Annotated in this window: 15 protein-coding genes; 4 read left to right on the top strand and 11 right to left on the bottom strand. The window is 65.9% G+C overall.

Translation table 11 applies throughout. The annotated features are described in order from the left end of the window. Positions 1–20: 20 nt before the first annotated feature. From V7066_RS03725 to V7066_RS03700, 6 genes are all read right to left on the bottom strand, one after another. Positions 21–545 (bottom strand): GNAT family N-acetyltransferase, encoded by a 525-nt coding sequence (locus V7066_RS03725; protein WP_334181893.1) that lies wholly within the window; start codon positions 543–545, stop codon positions 21–23. Beyond that, positions 535–999: an NUDIX domain-containing protein gene (locus tag V7066_RS03720; protein WP_334181892.1), complete on the bottom strand. Its 465-nt coding sequence runs from the start codon at positions 997–999 to the stop codon at positions 535–537. The genes V7066_RS03725 and V7066_RS03720 overlap by 11 nt, the downstream gene beginning before the upstream one ends. 26 nt (positions 1,000–1,025) lie before the next feature. Then, on the bottom strand, positions 1,026–1,646 hold the full coding sequence (locus V7066_RS03715; protein ID WP_334181891.1) for a 6-phosphogluconolactonase: 621 nt from the start codon (positions 1,644–1,646) through the stop codon (positions 1,026–1,028). Between the two features lie 169 nt (positions 1,647–1,815). Beyond that, the gene (locus V7066_RS03710; protein WP_334181890.1) at positions 1,816–2,274 is read right to left on the bottom strand and encodes a Dps family protein; all 459 of its coding nucleotides are present in this window, start codon (positions 2,272–2,274) and stop codon (positions 1,816–1,818) included. Positions 2,275–2,373: 99 nt separating this feature from the next. Beyond that, positions 2,374–2,931 carry a hypothetical protein gene (locus tag V7066_RS03705; RefSeq protein WP_334181889.1) on the bottom strand — a complete coding sequence of 186 codons (558 nt, stop codon included), beginning with the start codon at positions 2,929–2,931 and terminating at the stop codon, positions 2,374–2,376. 19 nt (positions 2,932–2,950) lie between these two features. Then, complete coding sequence (locus tag V7066_RS03700) at positions 2,951–3,703, bottom strand: HAD-IIB family hydrolase (protein WP_334181888.1); 753 nt, start codon at positions 3,701–3,703, stop codon at positions 2,951–2,953. Positions 3,704–4,012: 309 nt separating this feature from the next. Between V7066_RS03700 and otsB the strand changes: the two genes are divergently transcribed. The 4 genes from otsB to V7066_RS03680 all read left to right on the top strand — a co-directional run bounded on the left by otsB (position 4,013) and on the right by V7066_RS03680 (position 8,648). After that, the gene (otsB, locus tag V7066_RS03695) at positions 4,013–4,834 is read left to right on the top strand and encodes a trehalose-phosphatase (RefSeq protein ID WP_334181887.1); all 822 of its coding nucleotides are present in this window, start codon (positions 4,013–4,015) and stop codon (positions 4,832–4,834) included. After that, a complete protein-coding gene (locus tag V7066_RS03690) occupies positions 4,831–6,645 on the top strand; it encodes a glycoside hydrolase family 15 protein (RefSeq protein ID WP_334181886.1) in 1,815 nt (604 codons plus the stop codon). The genes otsB and V7066_RS03690 overlap by 4 nt, the downstream gene beginning before the upstream one ends. A 60-nt stretch (positions 6,646–6,705) precedes the next feature. Beyond that, the gene (gene otsA / locus V7066_RS03685; RefSeq protein ID WP_334181885.1) at positions 6,706–8,124 is read left to right on the top strand and encodes an alpha,alpha-trehalose-phosphate synthase (UDP-forming); all 1,419 of its coding nucleotides are present in this window, start codon (positions 6,706–6,708) and stop codon (positions 8,122–8,124) included. 269 nt (positions 8,125–8,393) lie between these two features. After that, positions 8,394–8,648: a hypothetical protein gene (locus V7066_RS03680; protein WP_334181884.1), complete on the top strand. Its 255-nt coding sequence runs from the start codon at positions 8,394–8,396 to the stop codon at positions 8,646–8,648. 57 nt (positions 8,649–8,705) lie between these two features. Here the strand turns inward: V7066_RS03680 and V7066_RS03675 are convergent, their stop codons facing one another. The 5 genes from V7066_RS03675 to V7066_RS03655 form a co-directional block, all read right to left on the bottom strand. Next, positions 8,706–10,061 carry a UDP-glucose dehydrogenase family protein gene (locus V7066_RS03675; protein WP_334181883.1) on the bottom strand — a complete coding sequence of 452 codons (1,356 nt, stop codon included), beginning with the start codon at positions 10,059–10,061 and terminating at the stop codon, positions 8,706–8,708. 144 nt (positions 10,062–10,205) lie between these two features. Further along, complete coding sequence (locus tag V7066_RS03670; protein WP_334181882.1) at positions 10,206–11,366, bottom strand: hypothetical protein; 1,161 nt, start codon at positions 11,364–11,366, stop codon at positions 10,206–10,208. A 6-nt stretch (positions 11,367–11,372) separates the two neighbouring features. Beyond that, positions 11,373–13,577: a GumC family protein gene (locus tag V7066_RS03665; RefSeq protein ID WP_334181881.1), complete on the bottom strand. Its 2,205-nt coding sequence runs from the start codon at positions 13,575–13,577 to the stop codon at positions 11,373–11,375. A gap of 75 nt (positions 13,578–13,652) precedes the next feature. After that, on the bottom strand, positions 13,653–15,038 hold the full coding sequence (locus V7066_RS03660) for an O-antigen ligase family protein (RefSeq protein ID WP_334181880.1): 1,386 nt from the start codon (positions 15,036–15,038) through the stop codon (positions 13,653–13,655). Between the two features lie 518 nt (positions 15,039–15,556). Continuing rightward, a complete protein-coding gene (locus V7066_RS03655; RefSeq protein WP_334181879.1) occupies positions 15,557–16,744 on the bottom strand; it encodes a glycosyltransferase in 1,188 nt (395 codons plus the stop codon). Positions 16,745–16,823 lie beyond the last annotated feature (79 nt).

Raw genomic sequence — 16,823 nt, 5'->3', positions numbered from 1 at the left:
GGAATGCCCCTGCGGGCCGTTCAGGCCTCGCGCACCAGCACGACTCTTGCGCCGCCGTCACCCGTAAGGCGGTCCACTTCCCGATAGCCGAGCTTTCCGGCAAGCCGCAGCGAGGGCAGGTTCGCCTCGGCGACGATGCAGGCGGTGCGCCGGGTCCCGCGCGCATCGAACCAGTCCAGCGCAGCGCGGCCCGCTTCCGAACCATAGCCCTGTCCGTGAAAACCGGAGGCCAGCGTCCAGGTCATCTCGATCTCGGCCTGTGCCTTCGGCCCGAGATCGCGCAGGAAACGGGCATGGCCGAGCTTGCCGACATAGCGGCCGGACGCTTTCTCCAGCACCGTGAATTGGCCGAAACCCTCCAGCATCCAGTGCCCGACGTCGCGCTGGAAACGGCCCCAGGCATCGGCGCGCGGCAGCGGATGGGCGCCGATATGGGCGACGACCTGCGGATCGCAGAACATCTGCCGCATCGGCTCGAAATCCGCCGCAGACGGCGGGCGGAGCAACAAGCGGTCGGTCTCAAGGCGCGGCCCCTCATCCCTCATAGTCGGCCAACCATTGCCGCAGTTCGGCCGGAAGCCGGGCCGCCATCCGTTCCGGCAGATCGTCGAGCGCGAAGAACCGCGCCTCGACGATCTCGCGGCCGTCGACGCGCGGCCGGTCGTCGGTCCGTCCCGCAACGACATGGACATGGTTGCTCGCCCCGACGAGATCTTCGGTGGCGATCGTCAGCAAGCGCGCATCGGCGAGCCGGCAGCCGGTTTCCTCCAGCAGTTCGCGGCGGGCTGCCGAAACCGGCTCCTCCGCGCGGTTGAGGCCGCCACCGGGCGGCATCCACTTGTCCGAACCGTAGGAATGCCGCACCAGCAGCACGCGCCCTTCCGCATCGATGGCGAGCACCCTTACGCCGTCGAGGCTGGGTCGCCACAGGCGCCAGACCTGTTTGCGCGCCCAATGGGCCAGCCGATAGAGCCTGCGATGCAGCGGCGGGGGCAGCATGTGCAGCCCCCTTTTCACCAGGGCGCTCAGCAGAAGCACGTCACCTTGTGCCGGGCCGTGCGCAACAGACGGGCGATCGGCAGGTCGTGCTCGCCCTTCACGGCGGCATCGAACACCGCGCGCTTGTCGGCGCCGCGGATCACGAACAGGATCTCGTCGCTGTCGGTCAGCGCCGGAATGGTCAGGCTGAGGCGGTCGAACGGCGCCTCGGGCGGCAGCGGATCGGGGGTCAGGCGGCGAACCGCATGAGGGTCGTCCACTTGCGGATCGGTGTTGGGGAACAGCGAGGCAATGTGCCCGTCCCCGCCCATGCCGAGCCAGGCGATCGCGAAGTGCGGCGGCTGGGCATCCTCGGTCAGCGGCACGATCCGTGCGCCCACGGGTTCCAGCCGGGCGCGGATCTTGCCGACATTGCTGGCCGGATGGTCCTCGTCGACGATCCGGTCGTCGCCCGGCCAGACCGCGATGCGGTGCCAGGGCAGGTCCATCGCCGCCAGCCGATCGAAGATCGGGAACGGCGTGGAGCCGCCCGGCACGGTCACGGCGATGTCTTCGGGGCTGGTCGCCAGCGCCGCCTTGAGGCGCTCGGCGAACCAGGCGGCAATCGCGCCGTCGTCGGCGCCTTCGATCAATTCGAGTTTCGGCATGGCCGATACTTAGGCCGGTTTTGCCGATTGCGCGAGAGGAAGCGTCAGCGAACAGCTGCCAAAAAAAAGGAACGGCGCCGCCTCCGCGTGGAAGCGACGCCCTCCTGTACCGAAACGAAACCCGCAAAGGGACAGCGCCTCCGTTCCGGTGAAAAGTGCCTTCAAACCGTCAGGCGATGATCTCGCGCAGGAACCAGGCGCGCTGCTCGGCCTGGTCGGTCCAGTCGTCGATGATGCCGTCGGTGGCATTGTCGCCCGCTTCGCCTGCCAGTTCCTTGGTCGCCTTGAGCGCGGCGACATAGGCGGTGTTGTCCTTGAACAACTCCTTGACCATGGCCTGCGCGTCGAGACCGGTGTTGTCCTCGTCCTTGATCGAGGTCTTGGCGGCAATCGCGCCGATCGAGGTCAAGGTGGTGCCGCCCAGCTTACGGACGCGCTCGGCGATCAGGTCGGTCAGGCCGAACACTTCGGTAGCCTGGGCATCGAACAGCAGGTGCAGATCGTGGAACTGCGGGCCGCGAACGTGCCAGTGGAAGTTCTTGGTCTTGATGTAGAGCGCGAACGTGTCCGCGAGCAGCCCGTTCAGGCTGTCGATCAGAGCGGCCTTGGAATTGTCCTTGGAAGTCATGACGATGGTTCCCCTGGTTACTGGCTGGTGTGTCTGTCTGTTGACTTATGTAGAAGGGTGAACGCGGAAATGAACCCCCGGTTCGCGATCAATTTCCGATCAGAGTATCGAAAATTCCCGCAGGAACAGAACCAGCGCCGCCACGACGAGCAGAAGCCCGACGATCTGCCGCACCCACCGCGCTGCGGGATTGTCGAGAATCTGCGGGAAGGCCCAGGCCATGGCGGCCAGAACGGCGGCGCCCAAGCCCCCCGCTGCACCAGAAGCGATAGGGGCAGCCATGCCGACGCCCATGCCGAAAATGAGGAAGCGCGGCGCGTCGGTGATCTGGCTCGTCAACAGCACCAGCAGCAGCGCCCCGAGCGAATTGGTCGGCTCGGCCGGACGGCGGTGCGGCACGAGGATCAGCGATTCGAGGCCCGCCAGCCCCAGCGCGATAGCGGCGAAGATCGCGCGCGCAGGCGGCGGCAGCTGGACCAGCATGATTCCCGCCACCCAGGCCGCGAGAGCCGCAGTCAGCCCCGCACTCAGCAGCGCGACCAGCAGGACGCCAGGCCTTTGCCCTTGTCGAGCGGAGAGACCGGCGATCGTCATCTGGTCCCGCGCGCCGAAACCGGCGAGCAGGACCGCGATGAGCGTGAGATAGAACGCGGGCATCCGTGCCGCGTCCCGGTAATCAGCCCGCCTTCTGGCAGGCGACGATGGCCGCGATGACGTTCGCGGTATCGGCGGGATCGCGCACGCAGATCGTGTCGAGACCCATGGCCTTGGCCGGATAGTCGTTGCCGCCGGGGAAGATGGCGTCGCCGATGAACAGCATGTCCGCCTCGGCCACGCCGCTGCGCTCGGCCAGGCGCTTCAGGCCCCAGGCCTTGTCGACGCCGGGCTGGGTGACGTCCACCGAGGTCGCGCCGCCGAGGTTCACCGAAACGCCGGGAAGGCGCTTCACGAGATCGGCCTGGATCACCTTGCGCTTGGCGAAGTCCGGGTCCCAGACTTCCTTGGCTTCGAGCGGTGCCTGCTGGCCGAGCGCGGAGAAGGTGATCTGGCTGCCGCGATCCTCGATCCGCTCGCCCCAGGTCTCTTCCGGAGTGAAGCCGGTGGCCGCCAGCGAGGCATCGAAGGCCTCCAGAATCTCGCGCTTCTGCTCGTCGGTGAACAGCTCGGCATAGACCGGGGTCCAGACGTCGCTCTTGTGCACATAGAGCTTCGCGCCGCTGGTGGGCATCAGCCAGAGCCGCGAACGGTCGGCACGGGCGGGCAGGCGGCTGGCCACCTGCTTGTCGAACTGCGGCCAGTCGCCGCCGGAAATCACGGCGACTTGCGCCACGTCCAGCAGGTCGGCCATGAGCTGCGCCATCTCTTCGGTCAGCGGCTGCTTGCTCAGCGCCAGGGTTCCGTCGAGGTCGAACGCTACGATCTGCTTCATTTCCTGCCTTTTCGCATTTGCGTGTGGAGGGGCCCTGCCATCATCGGCGCTGGAAGGAAATCGTGTTCCTGCGCCAGCATGATGACAATTTCCGCGAAACGTGCCGAAAATTCCATGGACTGCAATGCGTTGCCTCGGAAACGGGGATATTTCCCCTCACCCGGAAACGTCAGCGCCACGGGCGCTAGAAGGGGGGCGGGGGAACCGGGCGCGGGACCGTTCGTTGCACTGCGGTATCCGGCCCGCCCGGCGCGCGTTTCGCCGTGACAGGGGTGGCCATCCTCCTGCGAAGGTGCAAGACTGACCGCAATGACCGATCCACGCGAAACCCCCTCGCTGGCGGAACATGCAGCATTTCCCCGCGATCTGCCGCCTCCTCCGTTCCTCTCTGCCCCGGCGGCCGAGCCTGTCGCGCTGTTCCTGGATTTCGACGGCACGCTCGTCGAAATCGCCGACCATCCGGACGGCGTCACCGTACCGCCCGACCTGCCCGCCCTGATCGCCCGCCTTTCCGAGCGCCTCGACGGCCGTTTCGCGGTGGTGACGGGCCGTTCGCTGGACGCGCTCGAAGCCCTGCTCGGCCCGCTCGACGTGGCGGTGGCCGGCTCCCACGGCGGCGAGTTCCGCCCGGCGGGAAGCCGCACGGTCGAGGCGCTGGCGCAGCCGCTACCCGAAGACGTCACCGCCCGCCTTTCCGCTTTCGCCAAGGCCCATGGCGGGCTGCTGGTCGAACCCAAGCCGTTCAGCATCGCCGTGCACTATCGCCGTCATCCAGAGGCGCTCCCCGCCCTGCTCGCCTGCGCCGAGGAAACCGCAGCCGTATTCGCGCTGAAGCTCAAGCACGGCAAGCAGGTGATCGAACTGGCCATGCCCGGCTCCGACAAGGGCAGCGCGGTCCGCCGTTTCATGGAGGCGCCGTCTTTCGCAGGCGCGACGCCGCTGTTCGTGGGCGACGACGTGACCGACGAGGACGCCTTCGCCGCCGTCTCCGCGCTCGGCGGAGCCGGCATACTCGTCGGCCCCTTGCGCCAAACCCACGCCGCATGGCGGCTCGGCAGCGTCGCCGAGGTCCACGCCTGGCTCGCGGCGATTGCAGACACGAATTCACACAAGGAGAACAGCCCCGCATGAGCGCGCTCGAACTCTGGCCCATCGGCAATTGTCAGGTCTCCGGCCTGATCGACACCAGCGGCGCCCTCGTCTGGGGCTGCGTGCCCCGCGTCGACGGCGACCCCACGTTCTGCGCCCTGCTGCGCGGCCCCGAAGGACAGGATGCCGGAACCTGGCGCTTCGAACTGGAAAACCAGACCTCGGTCACCCAGCGCTATTCGCGAAATACCCCGATCCTCGTGACCCGGCTGGAAGACGACAAGGGCGGCGCGGTGGAAGTGATCGACTTCTGCCCCCGTTTCGAACGCGCCAGCCGCACCTACCGTCCGGTCGCCTATGCCCGCATCGTCCGGCCGGTGGCAGGCTCGCCGCGCATCCGCACGGTGCTGACACCGATGAGCGGCTACGGCGCCCAGCTTGCCCCGACCACGCGCGGTTCCAACCACATCCGCTACCTCGTCGAGCGCAATACCCTGCGCCTCACCACCAATGCCCCGGTCGGCTACGTGCTGGACGAGCGCTATTACCGGCTGGAAAGCGCCCAGCACTTCTTCCTCGGCCCGGACGAACCCTTCACCGGCGATATCGAGCACGAGCTGGAATCGATGCTGCGCCACACCGGCGACTACTGGCGGCTGTGGGTGCGCGGCCTCGCCACCCCGCTCGACTGGCAGGACGCGGTGATCCGCGCGGCGATCACGCTCAAGCTCTGCCAGCACGAGGAGACCGGCGCGATCGTCGCCGCCCTCACCACCTCGATCCCCGAGGCGCCGGGCAGCCAGCGCAACTGGGACTATCGCTACTGCTGGATCCGCGACGCCTATTACACGGTGCAGGCGCTCAATCACCTCGGCGCGCTCGATGTGCTGGAAAAGTACCTCGCCTACTTGCGCAACATCGTCGACGATGCCGAGGGCGGTGCAATCCAGCCGCTCTACGCGGTCAGCGGCGCGCGCGAGATCATCGAGTGGGAGGCCCCGGACCTTGCCGGCTATCGCGGCATGGGGCCGGTGCGTATCGGCAATGCCGCCTATTATCAGGTCCAGAACGACTGCTACGGCCAGATCGTCCTGCCCGCGATCCAGGCCTTCTCCGACCGGCGCCTGCTGCGAATCGCCACCAAGGAGGACTTCGCCAGCCTGGAGCAGGTCGGCGAGATGGCGTGGAAGACCCACGACCAGCCCGACGCAGGCCTCTGGGAACTGCGCACGCGCACGGCGGTCCATACCTATTCCAGCGTGATGAGCTGGGCCGCCTGCGACCGCCTGGCCAATGCCGCCGAGTTTCTCGGCCTCGACGAACGTGCCGCCGTCTGGCGGGAGCGGGCCGGGACGGTGCGCAAGAACATCGACGCCCAGGCCTGGCACGAAGTGGAAGCGCCGGAATTCGACGACAGCGGCGCGGGCGGCCACTATGCCGCCAGCTTCGGTGGTTCGCAGCTCGACGCCAGCCTGCTCCAGATGGTGGAGCTTCGCTACGTCGAGGCCGACGATCCGCGCTTCCGCGCCACGCTCCAGGCGGTGCAGAAGGCGCTGCGGCGCGGCGAACACATGCTGCGCTACGACAGCGAGGACGATTTCGGCCTGCCCGAAACCGCCTTCAACATCTGCACCTTCTGGCTGATCGAAGCGCTCCACCGCAGCGGCCAGGACGAGGAAGCACGCCGCCTGTTCGAAGCCATGCTCGAACACAGAACCCAGTCCGGGCTGCTGTCCGAGGACATGGATTTCGAAACCGGCGAGCTGTGGGGGAACTTTCCGCAGACCTATTCGCTAGTAGGTATCATCAATTGTGCCGGGCAGCTGTCCCGGTCTTGGCGGGACTGGCGCTGAGCCGGTCCCGCAAAGCGTGTCCGCCATCATCTCTTCAGGACACGCCACAGGGGATTTGAAATGGGTAGATTGATCGTCGTCTCGAACCGGGTCTCGGTTCCCAAGGCGGCCGGGGCCGCCGGGGCTCAAGGAGGGCTTGCAGTGGCGCTCAACTCCGCGCTGCGCGAGCATGGCGGCATCTGGTTCGGCTGGTCGGGTCAGGAAACCGAGGAGTTCACCGGCCACCTCGACATGCAGCGCAACGACGGGATCACCACGGCGACGATCGATCTCGAACCACAGGACATCGAGGAATACTACAACGGCTACGCCAACCGCACGCTCTGGCCGCTGTTCCACTACCGCATCGACCTGACCGAATACGATCGCAATTTCGGCGAGGGCTACGAGCGGGTCAATGCGCGCTTCGCCGATTCGGTGCTGCCGCTGATCGAGCCCGAGGACCTCGTCTGGGTGCACGACTACCACCTGCTCCCGCTCGGCTCGCAGCTCCGCGAAAAGGGCGTGAAGAACCGCATGGGCCTGTTCCTCCACACCCCCTGGCCGCCGACTCGCCTGCTGGTATCGCTGCCGTTCCACGAGCGGCTCGTCGCCTCGATGCTGGAATACGACGTGATCGGTTTCCAGAACACCGAGTGGCTGGAGAGCTTCCTGCACTATGTGCAGAAGGAAATGGGCCTGAAGGTGGGTCTCGACAATTCGATCGAATACAAGGGCCGCAATGTGATCGCCCGCGCCTTCCCGATCGGCATCGACTTCGCGGAGTTCACCGAAGCCGCGCAGGGCGCCGAAGCCAAGGAAGCGCACGACCGCCTGAAGTCCAGCGTTCGCGGCCGCAAGATCCTGATCGGGGTGGACCGGCTCGACTATTCGAAGGGCCTCGGCGAACGCTTCGAGGCCTTCGGTCGCTTCCTGGCCGACAATCCCGAGGATTCGGGCAAGGCCGTGTTGCTCCAGATCGCCCCGCCCTCTCGCGGGGACGTCGCCAGCTACCAACAGATTCGCGAGGATCTCGAACGCAAGACCGGCCATATCAACGGCGCCCATGCCGATGTCGCCTTCGTGCCGATCCGCTACGTCAACCGCGGCTATCCGCGCGCGCAACTCGCAGGCTTCTATCGCGCGGCGGACATCGGCCTCATCACCCCGCTGCGCGACGGGATGAACCTCGTCGCCAAGGAATATGTTGCGGCGCAGGATCCGGAAAATCCGGGCGTGCTGATTCTCTCGCAGTTCGCCGGCGCCGCGCACCAGCTCAAGGACGCGCTCCAGGTCAATCCGCACTCGATCGAGCACGTTGCCGAAACCATCCGCAAGGCGCTCGACATGCCGCTGGCGGAACGCCGAAAGCGCCACGCCAGACTGCTCGCCTCGGTGAGGGAAAACGACGTACAGCGCTGGCGCGAAGACTTCGTGACGGCGCTTGAGGGGAAGGCATCCAACAAGGCGGGCGCAACAAAGCATAACGAAGCTGCCTGATTCGCAGTCCGGACAGTATTTGTCCGGATTCCCTGCGGGCCTCTCTCACGTTACCTCGAAAGAGAGCGCGTTCATCAGGAAAACCCCCATGAAAACGTCCGTTATTCGCAAAATGTCACTCGCCTGCCACCAATCTGACCTCTAACGTCGCTAAGAAGGGAAATGCGGAAGTAACACTCCGCAAGGTCACGCGGCAAAGCCGCGGGCCGCAGGATGACCAGGCAGTGCCCGGAAAACCGGGCCTGCCAAGAACAGGCTTTTGAAAGATTATGAGCACGACCCTCTATGGCGAATGCGTGAGTGCTGGCGGATCGACCTCGGTCCGCATTTCCGACCTCGCCAGCCTCGGCTGCGCGGTGGAAACCGATGCACCCGCTACGGCGATCGAAGGCGACCTGACCTTGTGGATCGGCGCCGTCGGCCCCTTTGCCGCGACCGCAATCCGCAAGGGCGCACGCAGGCTCGCCGTTCGCTTTGCCGAACCGCTGGACAGCCAGATCGTCCAGCATTTTTCCCTCGCATGATACAGGAAGGCCCGCCGATGGGCGGGCCTTCCAATCCACATTCCCGACGATAGCGTTTCAGGCCAGAACCGGCCCTGCCCCGCGCACCCTTTCCTTCGCCGACGTGCCGCGCCCTACCGACAGGTAGGTGAAACCGGCCTCGCGCAGATGTTCGGGCTTGTAGACGTTGCGCAGATCGATGAGCACCGGCGCCTTGGCGATGGCCTTGATGCGGGCGAGATCGAGCGCACGGAAAGCATCCCACTCGGTCACGAGGACGACGGCATCGGCACCCTCGATCGCGGCATAGGTATCCGGCTTCATCTCCACCTCGGGCATCAGTGGCTTGGCCTGCTCCATGCCCTCGGGGTCGTAGGCGGCAACTTTCACCCCGGCATCGGCCAGGGTCTGGGCGATTGCAATCGCGGGCGAATCGCGCATGTCGTCGGTATTGGGCTTGAAGGTCAGCCCCAGCATGGCGACCCGCTTGCCGCGCGCCTCCTCGGCGCCGCCGAGCGCATCGACGACCTTGCGCCCCATGGCGCGCTTGCGAGCATCGTTGACCTTGACCACCGCCTCGACGATGCGGACCGGGCTGTCATAGTCCTCCGCCGTCTTGAGCAGGGCCAAAGTGTCCTTGGGGAAGCAGGAGCCGCCATAGCCCGGCCCGGCATGGAGGAATTTCGAGCCGATACGGTTGTCGAGGCCGATCCCGCGCGCCACGTCCTGCACATTGCCGCCGACTTTCTCGCAGAGATCGGCCATCTCGTTGATGAAGGTGATCTTCACCGCGAGGAAGGCGTTGGCTGCGTACTTGGTCAGTTCCGAGGAGCGGCGGCTGACAAAAAGGATCGGCGATTCGTTGAGGAACAGCGGGCGGTAGACCTCACGCATGACCTCGCGGCCGAAATCGTCCTCGGCGCCGATGACGATGCGGTCGGGCCGCTTGAAGTCGCCGATCGCCGCGCCCTCGCGCAGGAATTCCGGGTTGGAGACGACCGAGACCCGGTGCGCCGGATTGCAGGCGCGGATGATCCGCTCCACCTCGTCGCCGGTGCCGACCGGCACGGTCGACTTGGTGACGACCACCGCGTCGCCCGACAGATGCTCGCCCAGTTCCTGCGCCACCGCGTAGACGTAGGACAGATCCGCATGGCCGTCCCCGCGCCGCGAAGGGGTGCCCACGGCGATGAAGATCGCCTGCGCCCCGGCAATACCCTCGGCAAGGTCGGTGGTGAAGGACAGACGCTTCGCCGCGACGTTGGATTCCACCAGTTCGGCCAGTCCGGGCTCGTAGATGGGCATCATGCCGTGGAGCAGGCGCCGGATCTTGCTCTCGTCCTTGTCGATGCAGACGACTTCATGGCCGAAATCGGCGAAACAGGCACCCGAAACGAGGCCGACATAGCCCGAGCCTACCATCGCAATCTTCATGGCGCTTCCAGTCCTTCCGAACGAGGAGATGAACGGAGGGAAGGTATCCCTGTCCCCCGCACGCTCGGCAAGTCAGCCATTCGGGCAGGGCCTTAGCCGAAATCTCTCGCGTTCCCGCCGGAGCGGCCCATCGGAGATCCCCGCTTAACGCGGCACGATCTGCAGGTTGCCGATCTCGCCTTCGCCCCGGCCGGAGAGGAAGATCAGTTCCTGGCTTTCGCAGAGCGTGTCCGGAATGAAGAAGGCGGTGGCGCCCGCGTTCATTTCCCCGTCGCCCAGCCGCCGCCCGCTGCCGTCCTTCGCATAACAGATGATCTGGAACACGATGGGCCGGAAGCCCGCCTCGGCCCGCGCCGCGCCGTCGAGATGCGCCGCATAGTTGCCCGGCTTCAACAGCGCGTTGCGCTTGGCGACAACGCTGCGCAGCGGTTCGCGGTTGCGATAGTGCAGCACGATGCCGCTCTTGGCCTGGGTGAAGGTCCGCTCCAGACCCGGCTCCTCGGGATATTGCCAGTCGAACGGGCCGATCGGCGCGTCGTCGCCGAGGTCTTCGCGGAAGGCCAAGGCGGTCGGCTCGGTGAAGCGGCCGTTCGCGCAGAGGTCCCGCCACAGGATCGAGGCGGCCTCGGCGCGTCCCATGCGGACCAGAGCCAGCGTCCGCGGCGACAGCGCCGCGCAGTCCACCCGCGCGCCCTTGCGGGCCATGGAGTCGGCCACTTTCCGCAACGCATCAGGCCCGATCGCCAGGCCGGACCAGGGCAGGAAGGCATTGGCCCAGTACTTCTCGCGGCCCACTTGCGCCGCGAAGGCATCAGCGCCTTGGGGGCGTGAGAGCAGTTCGGCGGTCATCGCCCGGAGCCGGTCGTCGCTGATACCGATCCGCCAGAGCGCGACGGTGCGCTGCGCCGCGACATCCCACTTGCCCGCCTGGAGCGCCAGCATCACCAGCATCTCCTGCGTAAAGCGGTCGCGCCAGCCCCGGTCGCCGGACAGGATCAGCGATCGCAGCGCCGCGTCCTTGTCGCCCTTCTGAAGCTGGCCATAGGCGAGCAGCCCCAGGCCCTCGGCAGGCACCGGACGACGGCGCACCATCGCCTTGGCAAACGCCAGGCCCTGATCGACATGCTTGCCGCCGTAAGCTGCCTGAGCGAACGGTTGCAGCGAGGACGAGCGGAGCGGCGGGGGAACCAGCATGGCGGCGCTCGGATTGCGGCGTCCTTCGCGGTCCAGTTCGACGCCGATCGCCAGCAAGGCGGCCAGAACCAGAATCGCGAACCATGCCAAGCGGCCGAAGAGCGAGGTCATCCCGGCTCAGTCCTTTTCGCCGTAGCTGTAATAATTGGCCGCGTAGTAATCGTAGTCCTCGCTGCCGACCTTCGGTGCGAAGCGGTTGAGCACGACACCCAGCATGTTAGCCTTGATGAGAGCCAGACGGCGCAGCGCCGACTTCACCGCGCCGCGATGGAAGTTGGAGGCATCGACCATGAACAGCACCCCGTCGGCATGGTTGGCCAGCAGCGCCGCGTCCGAAAGACCCAGCAGCGGCGGCGCATCGATCACCACCACGTCGAACTTGCGGCGCGCCTCCTCGATGAAGTGGCCCACGCCTTCGCCCGAGAGGATCAGCGCCGGATCGGGCGGTGCAGGCAGCGCCGACATGTAGCTGAGCGTCGCGACTTCGGCTGGCTGGAGCGCGGCATCGAAAGTCTTTTCACCGGTCAACACGTCGGTCAGCCCGGTCGCCTGACGGTCGCTCAGGAAGTTGTGCAGCGTCGGCCGCCGCAAGTCCGCGTCCACCAGCAGCACCCGCTTGCCGAGCACGGCGATGTCGTGGGCGACGGCGCGGGCGGTGGTCGACTTGCCTTCGGACTGGCGCGAACTTGTGACCATCAGCACTTCCGGCAGCCCGCTGGCGGTCGAGTAGCGCAAGTTGGTGACGAGCGAGCGATAAGCCTCGCTGACGCGCGAGCGGCGGTCGTCGAACTGGTTCGACACGTCGCCGCCCTTCTCCAGCGGGATCAGGCCCAGCAGCGGCATGCCCAGCTTGCGCTCGACATCCTCGGGCGAGCGGATCGCGTCGTCGAAGATCTCGCGCAGCAGCACGGCCCCGGCGGCAAGGATCAGGCCCAGCACCAGCGAAGCGACGATATTGACCAGCAGGCGCGGCGAATAGGGCTTGGCCGGCACTTCCGCGCGGTCCACCAGGGTCAGGTTGTTCGACGAGGCGCCCGCCGTCGCATTGAGCTGGTTGAAGCGCGAAAGCAGCGTGTCGTAGAGCGTCTTGTTGGTATCGGCGATGCGCTTGAGCACCGCCAGCTGGACGCCGCGATCCTGCTCCTTCAGCGCCTCGCCGCGCAGCGAGTTCACTTGCCCGGTGAACGACTTCTCGCGCTCCATCGCCGCCTGGTATTCGAGATAGGCGGACTTCTTGATCGAATCCGAGATGGCGGCGATCCGGCTGTCGTATTCGGCGATCTCGGCCTGCTTCGACTTGACCGTGGCGAAGTCGTCGAGGTGGCGGGTGCGCTCTTCCGCAAGGCTGGCCTCGACCTTGGCCTTCTCGGCCAGCAGGTTCGACACCGCAGGATTCGCGTTGACCTCTGGAATGGCGAGCGGTGCGGCCTTGGCCAGGGTCAGCCAGCGATCCTGCGTCGCAATCCGGTCTGCGGTCGCCTTGGACGCCGCGTCGTTAAGCTGGACGAGGCTGTTGTTGGTGACGGAGAGAACAGATTCCTGGTTGCCGTCCTGCCCCTGGCTGGTCACCCGGATCAGCCCGGCGGCGCTGGCGTACTGGTTGAGATCGCGCTCGGACTGGGTGACCTTGGCGCGCGCCTCGTCGAGCTGGTCGGCCAGGAAGCGGCGGGCGTAGGAAGAACTGTCGTACTTCTGGTTGAGGTTCCGCTCGATGTAGCGCTCGCCGTAAAGCTGGGCCAGCTTGGCGGAATAGACCGCGCTGCGGCTGCTCATGCTGATGCTGGCGATGCGGCTGTCCGGCGGCAGCGCCACGGTGAGATTGCCCAGCAGCGCCTCGATCGCGGCTTCCTTGCGGATCTGGTCGAGCTTCTTGGTGCCGCCGGACTTGAGCACGTCCTCCTGCGTCGGCATGTCCTTGCCCATCGCTTCGTAGAAGGCCGGATCGCGGTCGAGACGGCCGCTCTCCACCACGCTTTCCGCCAGCGAGCGGCTCTGGATGATGCCGAGCTGGGTCTGCAGGAAGCGCTCGGCGTCCTGGACATTGGTGGCTTTCTGAAGTTCGCTGCCCTCGATGATCTGGTCCGTCTGGTCTTCGATCATGACGCGCACCTGCGCGCTGTAGCGCGGGGCGATCAGCAGGGTGGCGATCACGCCGAGCACCAGCGTCGCCGCGACAATGGCCGCGATCAGCGCCAGATTACGGCGCACCATGCCCATGATGGTCTTGAGCAGCGCCGTCAGGTCCGGGCCGGACTCCTCACCATAGGGATCGCCCTGGGTGGGGCGTTCCAGTTCGACCCGATCGAGAAAAGCATCGTTCAAGATATGTCCCGCCATCCTGTTGTTTCCACGCGAGCGGTGATTGACCCGAAGTTCGTTCATAAGTTCAGGGAATCCCTAAAGATGGGCGGAAGGACGGCTGCCGTCCTTCTGTCCCTGTCGCCGTGCTTCGCTGCGCGGCGTGCGGCGGGCTTCGGGTTCCTCCCGGCCCGCATCGGCCAACAGCGACAGCATGAGCGCGAAAAGGCAGAGCATGGTCTGGCTGCGCAGGGGGTAATCGGTGATCGACTGGAGCGCGACCAGAGCGAACGTTCCGGCCGCCGCCAGCCCGGTGCTGCCGCGGCGCAGCGCCTGCAAGCCGAAGCGCCCGAGCACGACCGCCCAGCCCAGCACCAGCGCGATGCCGACCACGCCGGTCTCCAGCGTCGCCTCCAGGAAATCGTCATGCGCGCGCTGGGCACGGCCATAGCTGAGGTTTTCGAGCGCTTCGTCCGGCTGGAACACGTCGTCGAACGAGCCGATACCGCTGCCGACCGGCCAATAGCGCCCGGCGGCGACCACAGTATCCTTCCAGATCAGCGGACGCTGCTCGTCCTCCACCGTATCGAAGCGGCCGAAGGCGCTCTGCACCCGCTGGTTGCTCGCAAGCAGACTGGCACCGCCTGCCAGCACCAGCACCAGAGCGCCTGCCAGCAGTACCGTGCGCCGGTTGAGCGCCGGACGGCGCCAGCGCAGCCAGCGCCACAGCGCGAGCGCGGCGGGCACCAGCAGCAGCGCCATGCTCGAACGCGAACGGGTGAGCACCACGCCGACGACCAGCAATAGTACCGTGGCCGCGCCGCCAAGGGTCCAGATCGCGCGGATCTGCCGCAAGGGGAACACCGCCACCAGCGTCACCAGCGCGACATTGAGCATCAGCCCGCCGGTATTGCGGTTGGCGAACGTACCCTGAAGGTCAGCCGAACCGTAAGTCTGCGCATAGAAAACGAGATGGCGGTTGCCGGTCGCCAGCTGCTGTGCCCCCAACAGGACGACTGCCAATCCACAAGCCACGACGAGGATGAGCAGCCCGCGCTTGTCCTCACGCGAAAGCTGCCAGGCCGTCACGAGGATGGCCAGTGCCGGAACGAGGGCAAAGAAGGCGATCGCGGTGCGGTTGGGGTCCAGCGAGAAGGGCTTCCAGACCTGGCTGCCGCCGGTCAGTTCAAGCGATTGCACCGCAAACTCGCGGCCGGGCAGCGCCTGCCAGATCGCCGGCGGCAAGGGAACCACCTGCAAGAGCGGCAGCAGCAACGTCGCCGTAACCAGAACGACCAGCGCGCGGGGCGCGGTGCGGAAGAAGGCGAAGACGGCCGGGCCGTTGCAGGCCAGCACGGCAAATCCCGCCAGCTGCACCACGAGATTGGCAAGGCCCATCGCCGAACCGCCGCCGCCGAACAGCAGCGCGACCAGCACCAGGAATCCGGCCTGCACCGCAGGGTTGCCCGGTCGGATTTTCGGCACGATGGCACCGCGTTTCTCAGCTAACGACCCAGACAGAGCTTTTTCCTTTTGATTGCAGTTCGGGATGCAAGACCCCTGCCCTCGATCGTTTCGCTCGGCAGGTATCGGAAACTTCTCGGCCTATCCGTTCATACGGACAGAAACCCTGCCCGCCATGGCAGGACTAATTCAGACCTGTTCCAGTATTCGATAAAGAAAGACTGTCGTACAGGAGGCCTAACGACCGGCGACCGGAGCAAAAGGAGCGCTGACGGCGATCGCCGAAACCGGCACGTTTCTCTGCTTCATGAGTCCTCCTGGAACTGCGCTATACAGGTCATTCGTCTGGCCTGGACTATACCGCGCTGCACAATGAAGGGCAAATCCGCGCGGGGGCATTGATCTTCGATCTGCCCCCTCTCGTCGTACTTTCAAACTCTTCCGTCCATGCCGCAGAGGAGAGGTCCGAATTGTGCAACCGATAAAACCGATTGCATCGATCGATCCGCTTCAAGCCCCACATAGGGAAGTAAAGTACATCAGCTAATAAGACTATTCACACAGTCCGAATACTGCTGGCGGAACCGTTCCTCACCGAAGCTGGCGGCATTGGCGATGCAATCCTCGGACCGAATATCGCTCTCGCCTTCCACGAAGCGGTCGATCGCCGCAACGAGGCTCTCGGGCGTCTGCTCCTCGAACCAGACGCCGGTTGCCGCGCTGCCGCCGAGTGGCCGCACGGTCTCCGCCGTACCGCCCTTGCCAAGACAGATCACCGGCGTTCCGCAGGCCTGTGCCTCGACCGGAACGATGCCGAAATCTTCCAGCGCTGCGAAGACGAAGGCCCGCGCGGTCTGGAATTCCGCGATCAGTTGCTCGAACGGAATGTGCCCCAGAATCTCGATATTCGGCCCCGCGATCTGGCCGACCTTCTTCATGTCCGGCCCGTCGCCGATCACCCGCAGGCGAAGGTCGGGACGGCGATTGAAGGCCTCGACGATCATTTCCACCCGCTTGTAAGGCACGAGACGCGAGGCGGTGACGAAGTGATCGCCGCGCGCGGCGGTGCCGGGCACGAAGTTGCCGGTATTGACCGGCGGATAGATCACTTGCGCCTCGCGGCGGTAGATCTTCCAGATGCGCCGGGCGATGAACTGCGAGTTCGCGAGGTAGTGATCGACGCTCTGCGCCGTGCGCATGTCCCAGAGGCGGAAGCGGTGCATCATCTCGCGCGCGACCGCGCGCTTCAGGCCGCCCAGTTTCCCGCCGACCGTGGCGATGTATTCGTGAGTCAGGTCCCAGGCGTAACGGGCGGGACTGTGCACGTAACTGACATGCAACTGCCCCGGCCCGGTAATCACCCCCTTGGCCAGCGCGGCCGAGGAACTGAGCACCACATCGTGTTCGGACAAGTCGAAGCCTTCGATGGCGCGTGTCGATTGCAGAAGAAGGAAGCGGTAATACTGCTCGACCAGCGGCAGATCGTTCAACCCGGACGTATGGATCTTGTGATCCGCGCCGAAGACATCCCGCGTGACCTCCTCCGGCAGGAAGTTGAACAGGGTGTAGATATCGCTTCCCGGCGTGCACCGCGCCATCTGCTGGAGCACCCGCTCGCCCCCGGCGACCACCGGTAGCCAGTCGTGGACTAGAGCGATGCGTTCGCCGCGGATCACCGCTTCCGAAGCTGCTACGGGGGCCTGAGCGACAGGAACACTGTGTTTCATGAGGCTGGTGGTCCTTCGAATGGGATCATGGCGCGTTCAGCGCGCGGCCATAGGACCGCCGGGAGACTGTGCTCCCGCC

The organism is Novosphingobium sp., assembly GCF_036820275.1.
Lineage (GTDB): Bacteria > Pseudomonadota > Alphaproteobacteria > Sphingomonadales > Sphingomonadaceae > Novosphingobium.
The sequence above is the reverse complement of the archived record's forward strand: the minus strand, read 5'-3'. Positions and strand labels throughout refer to the sequence as shown.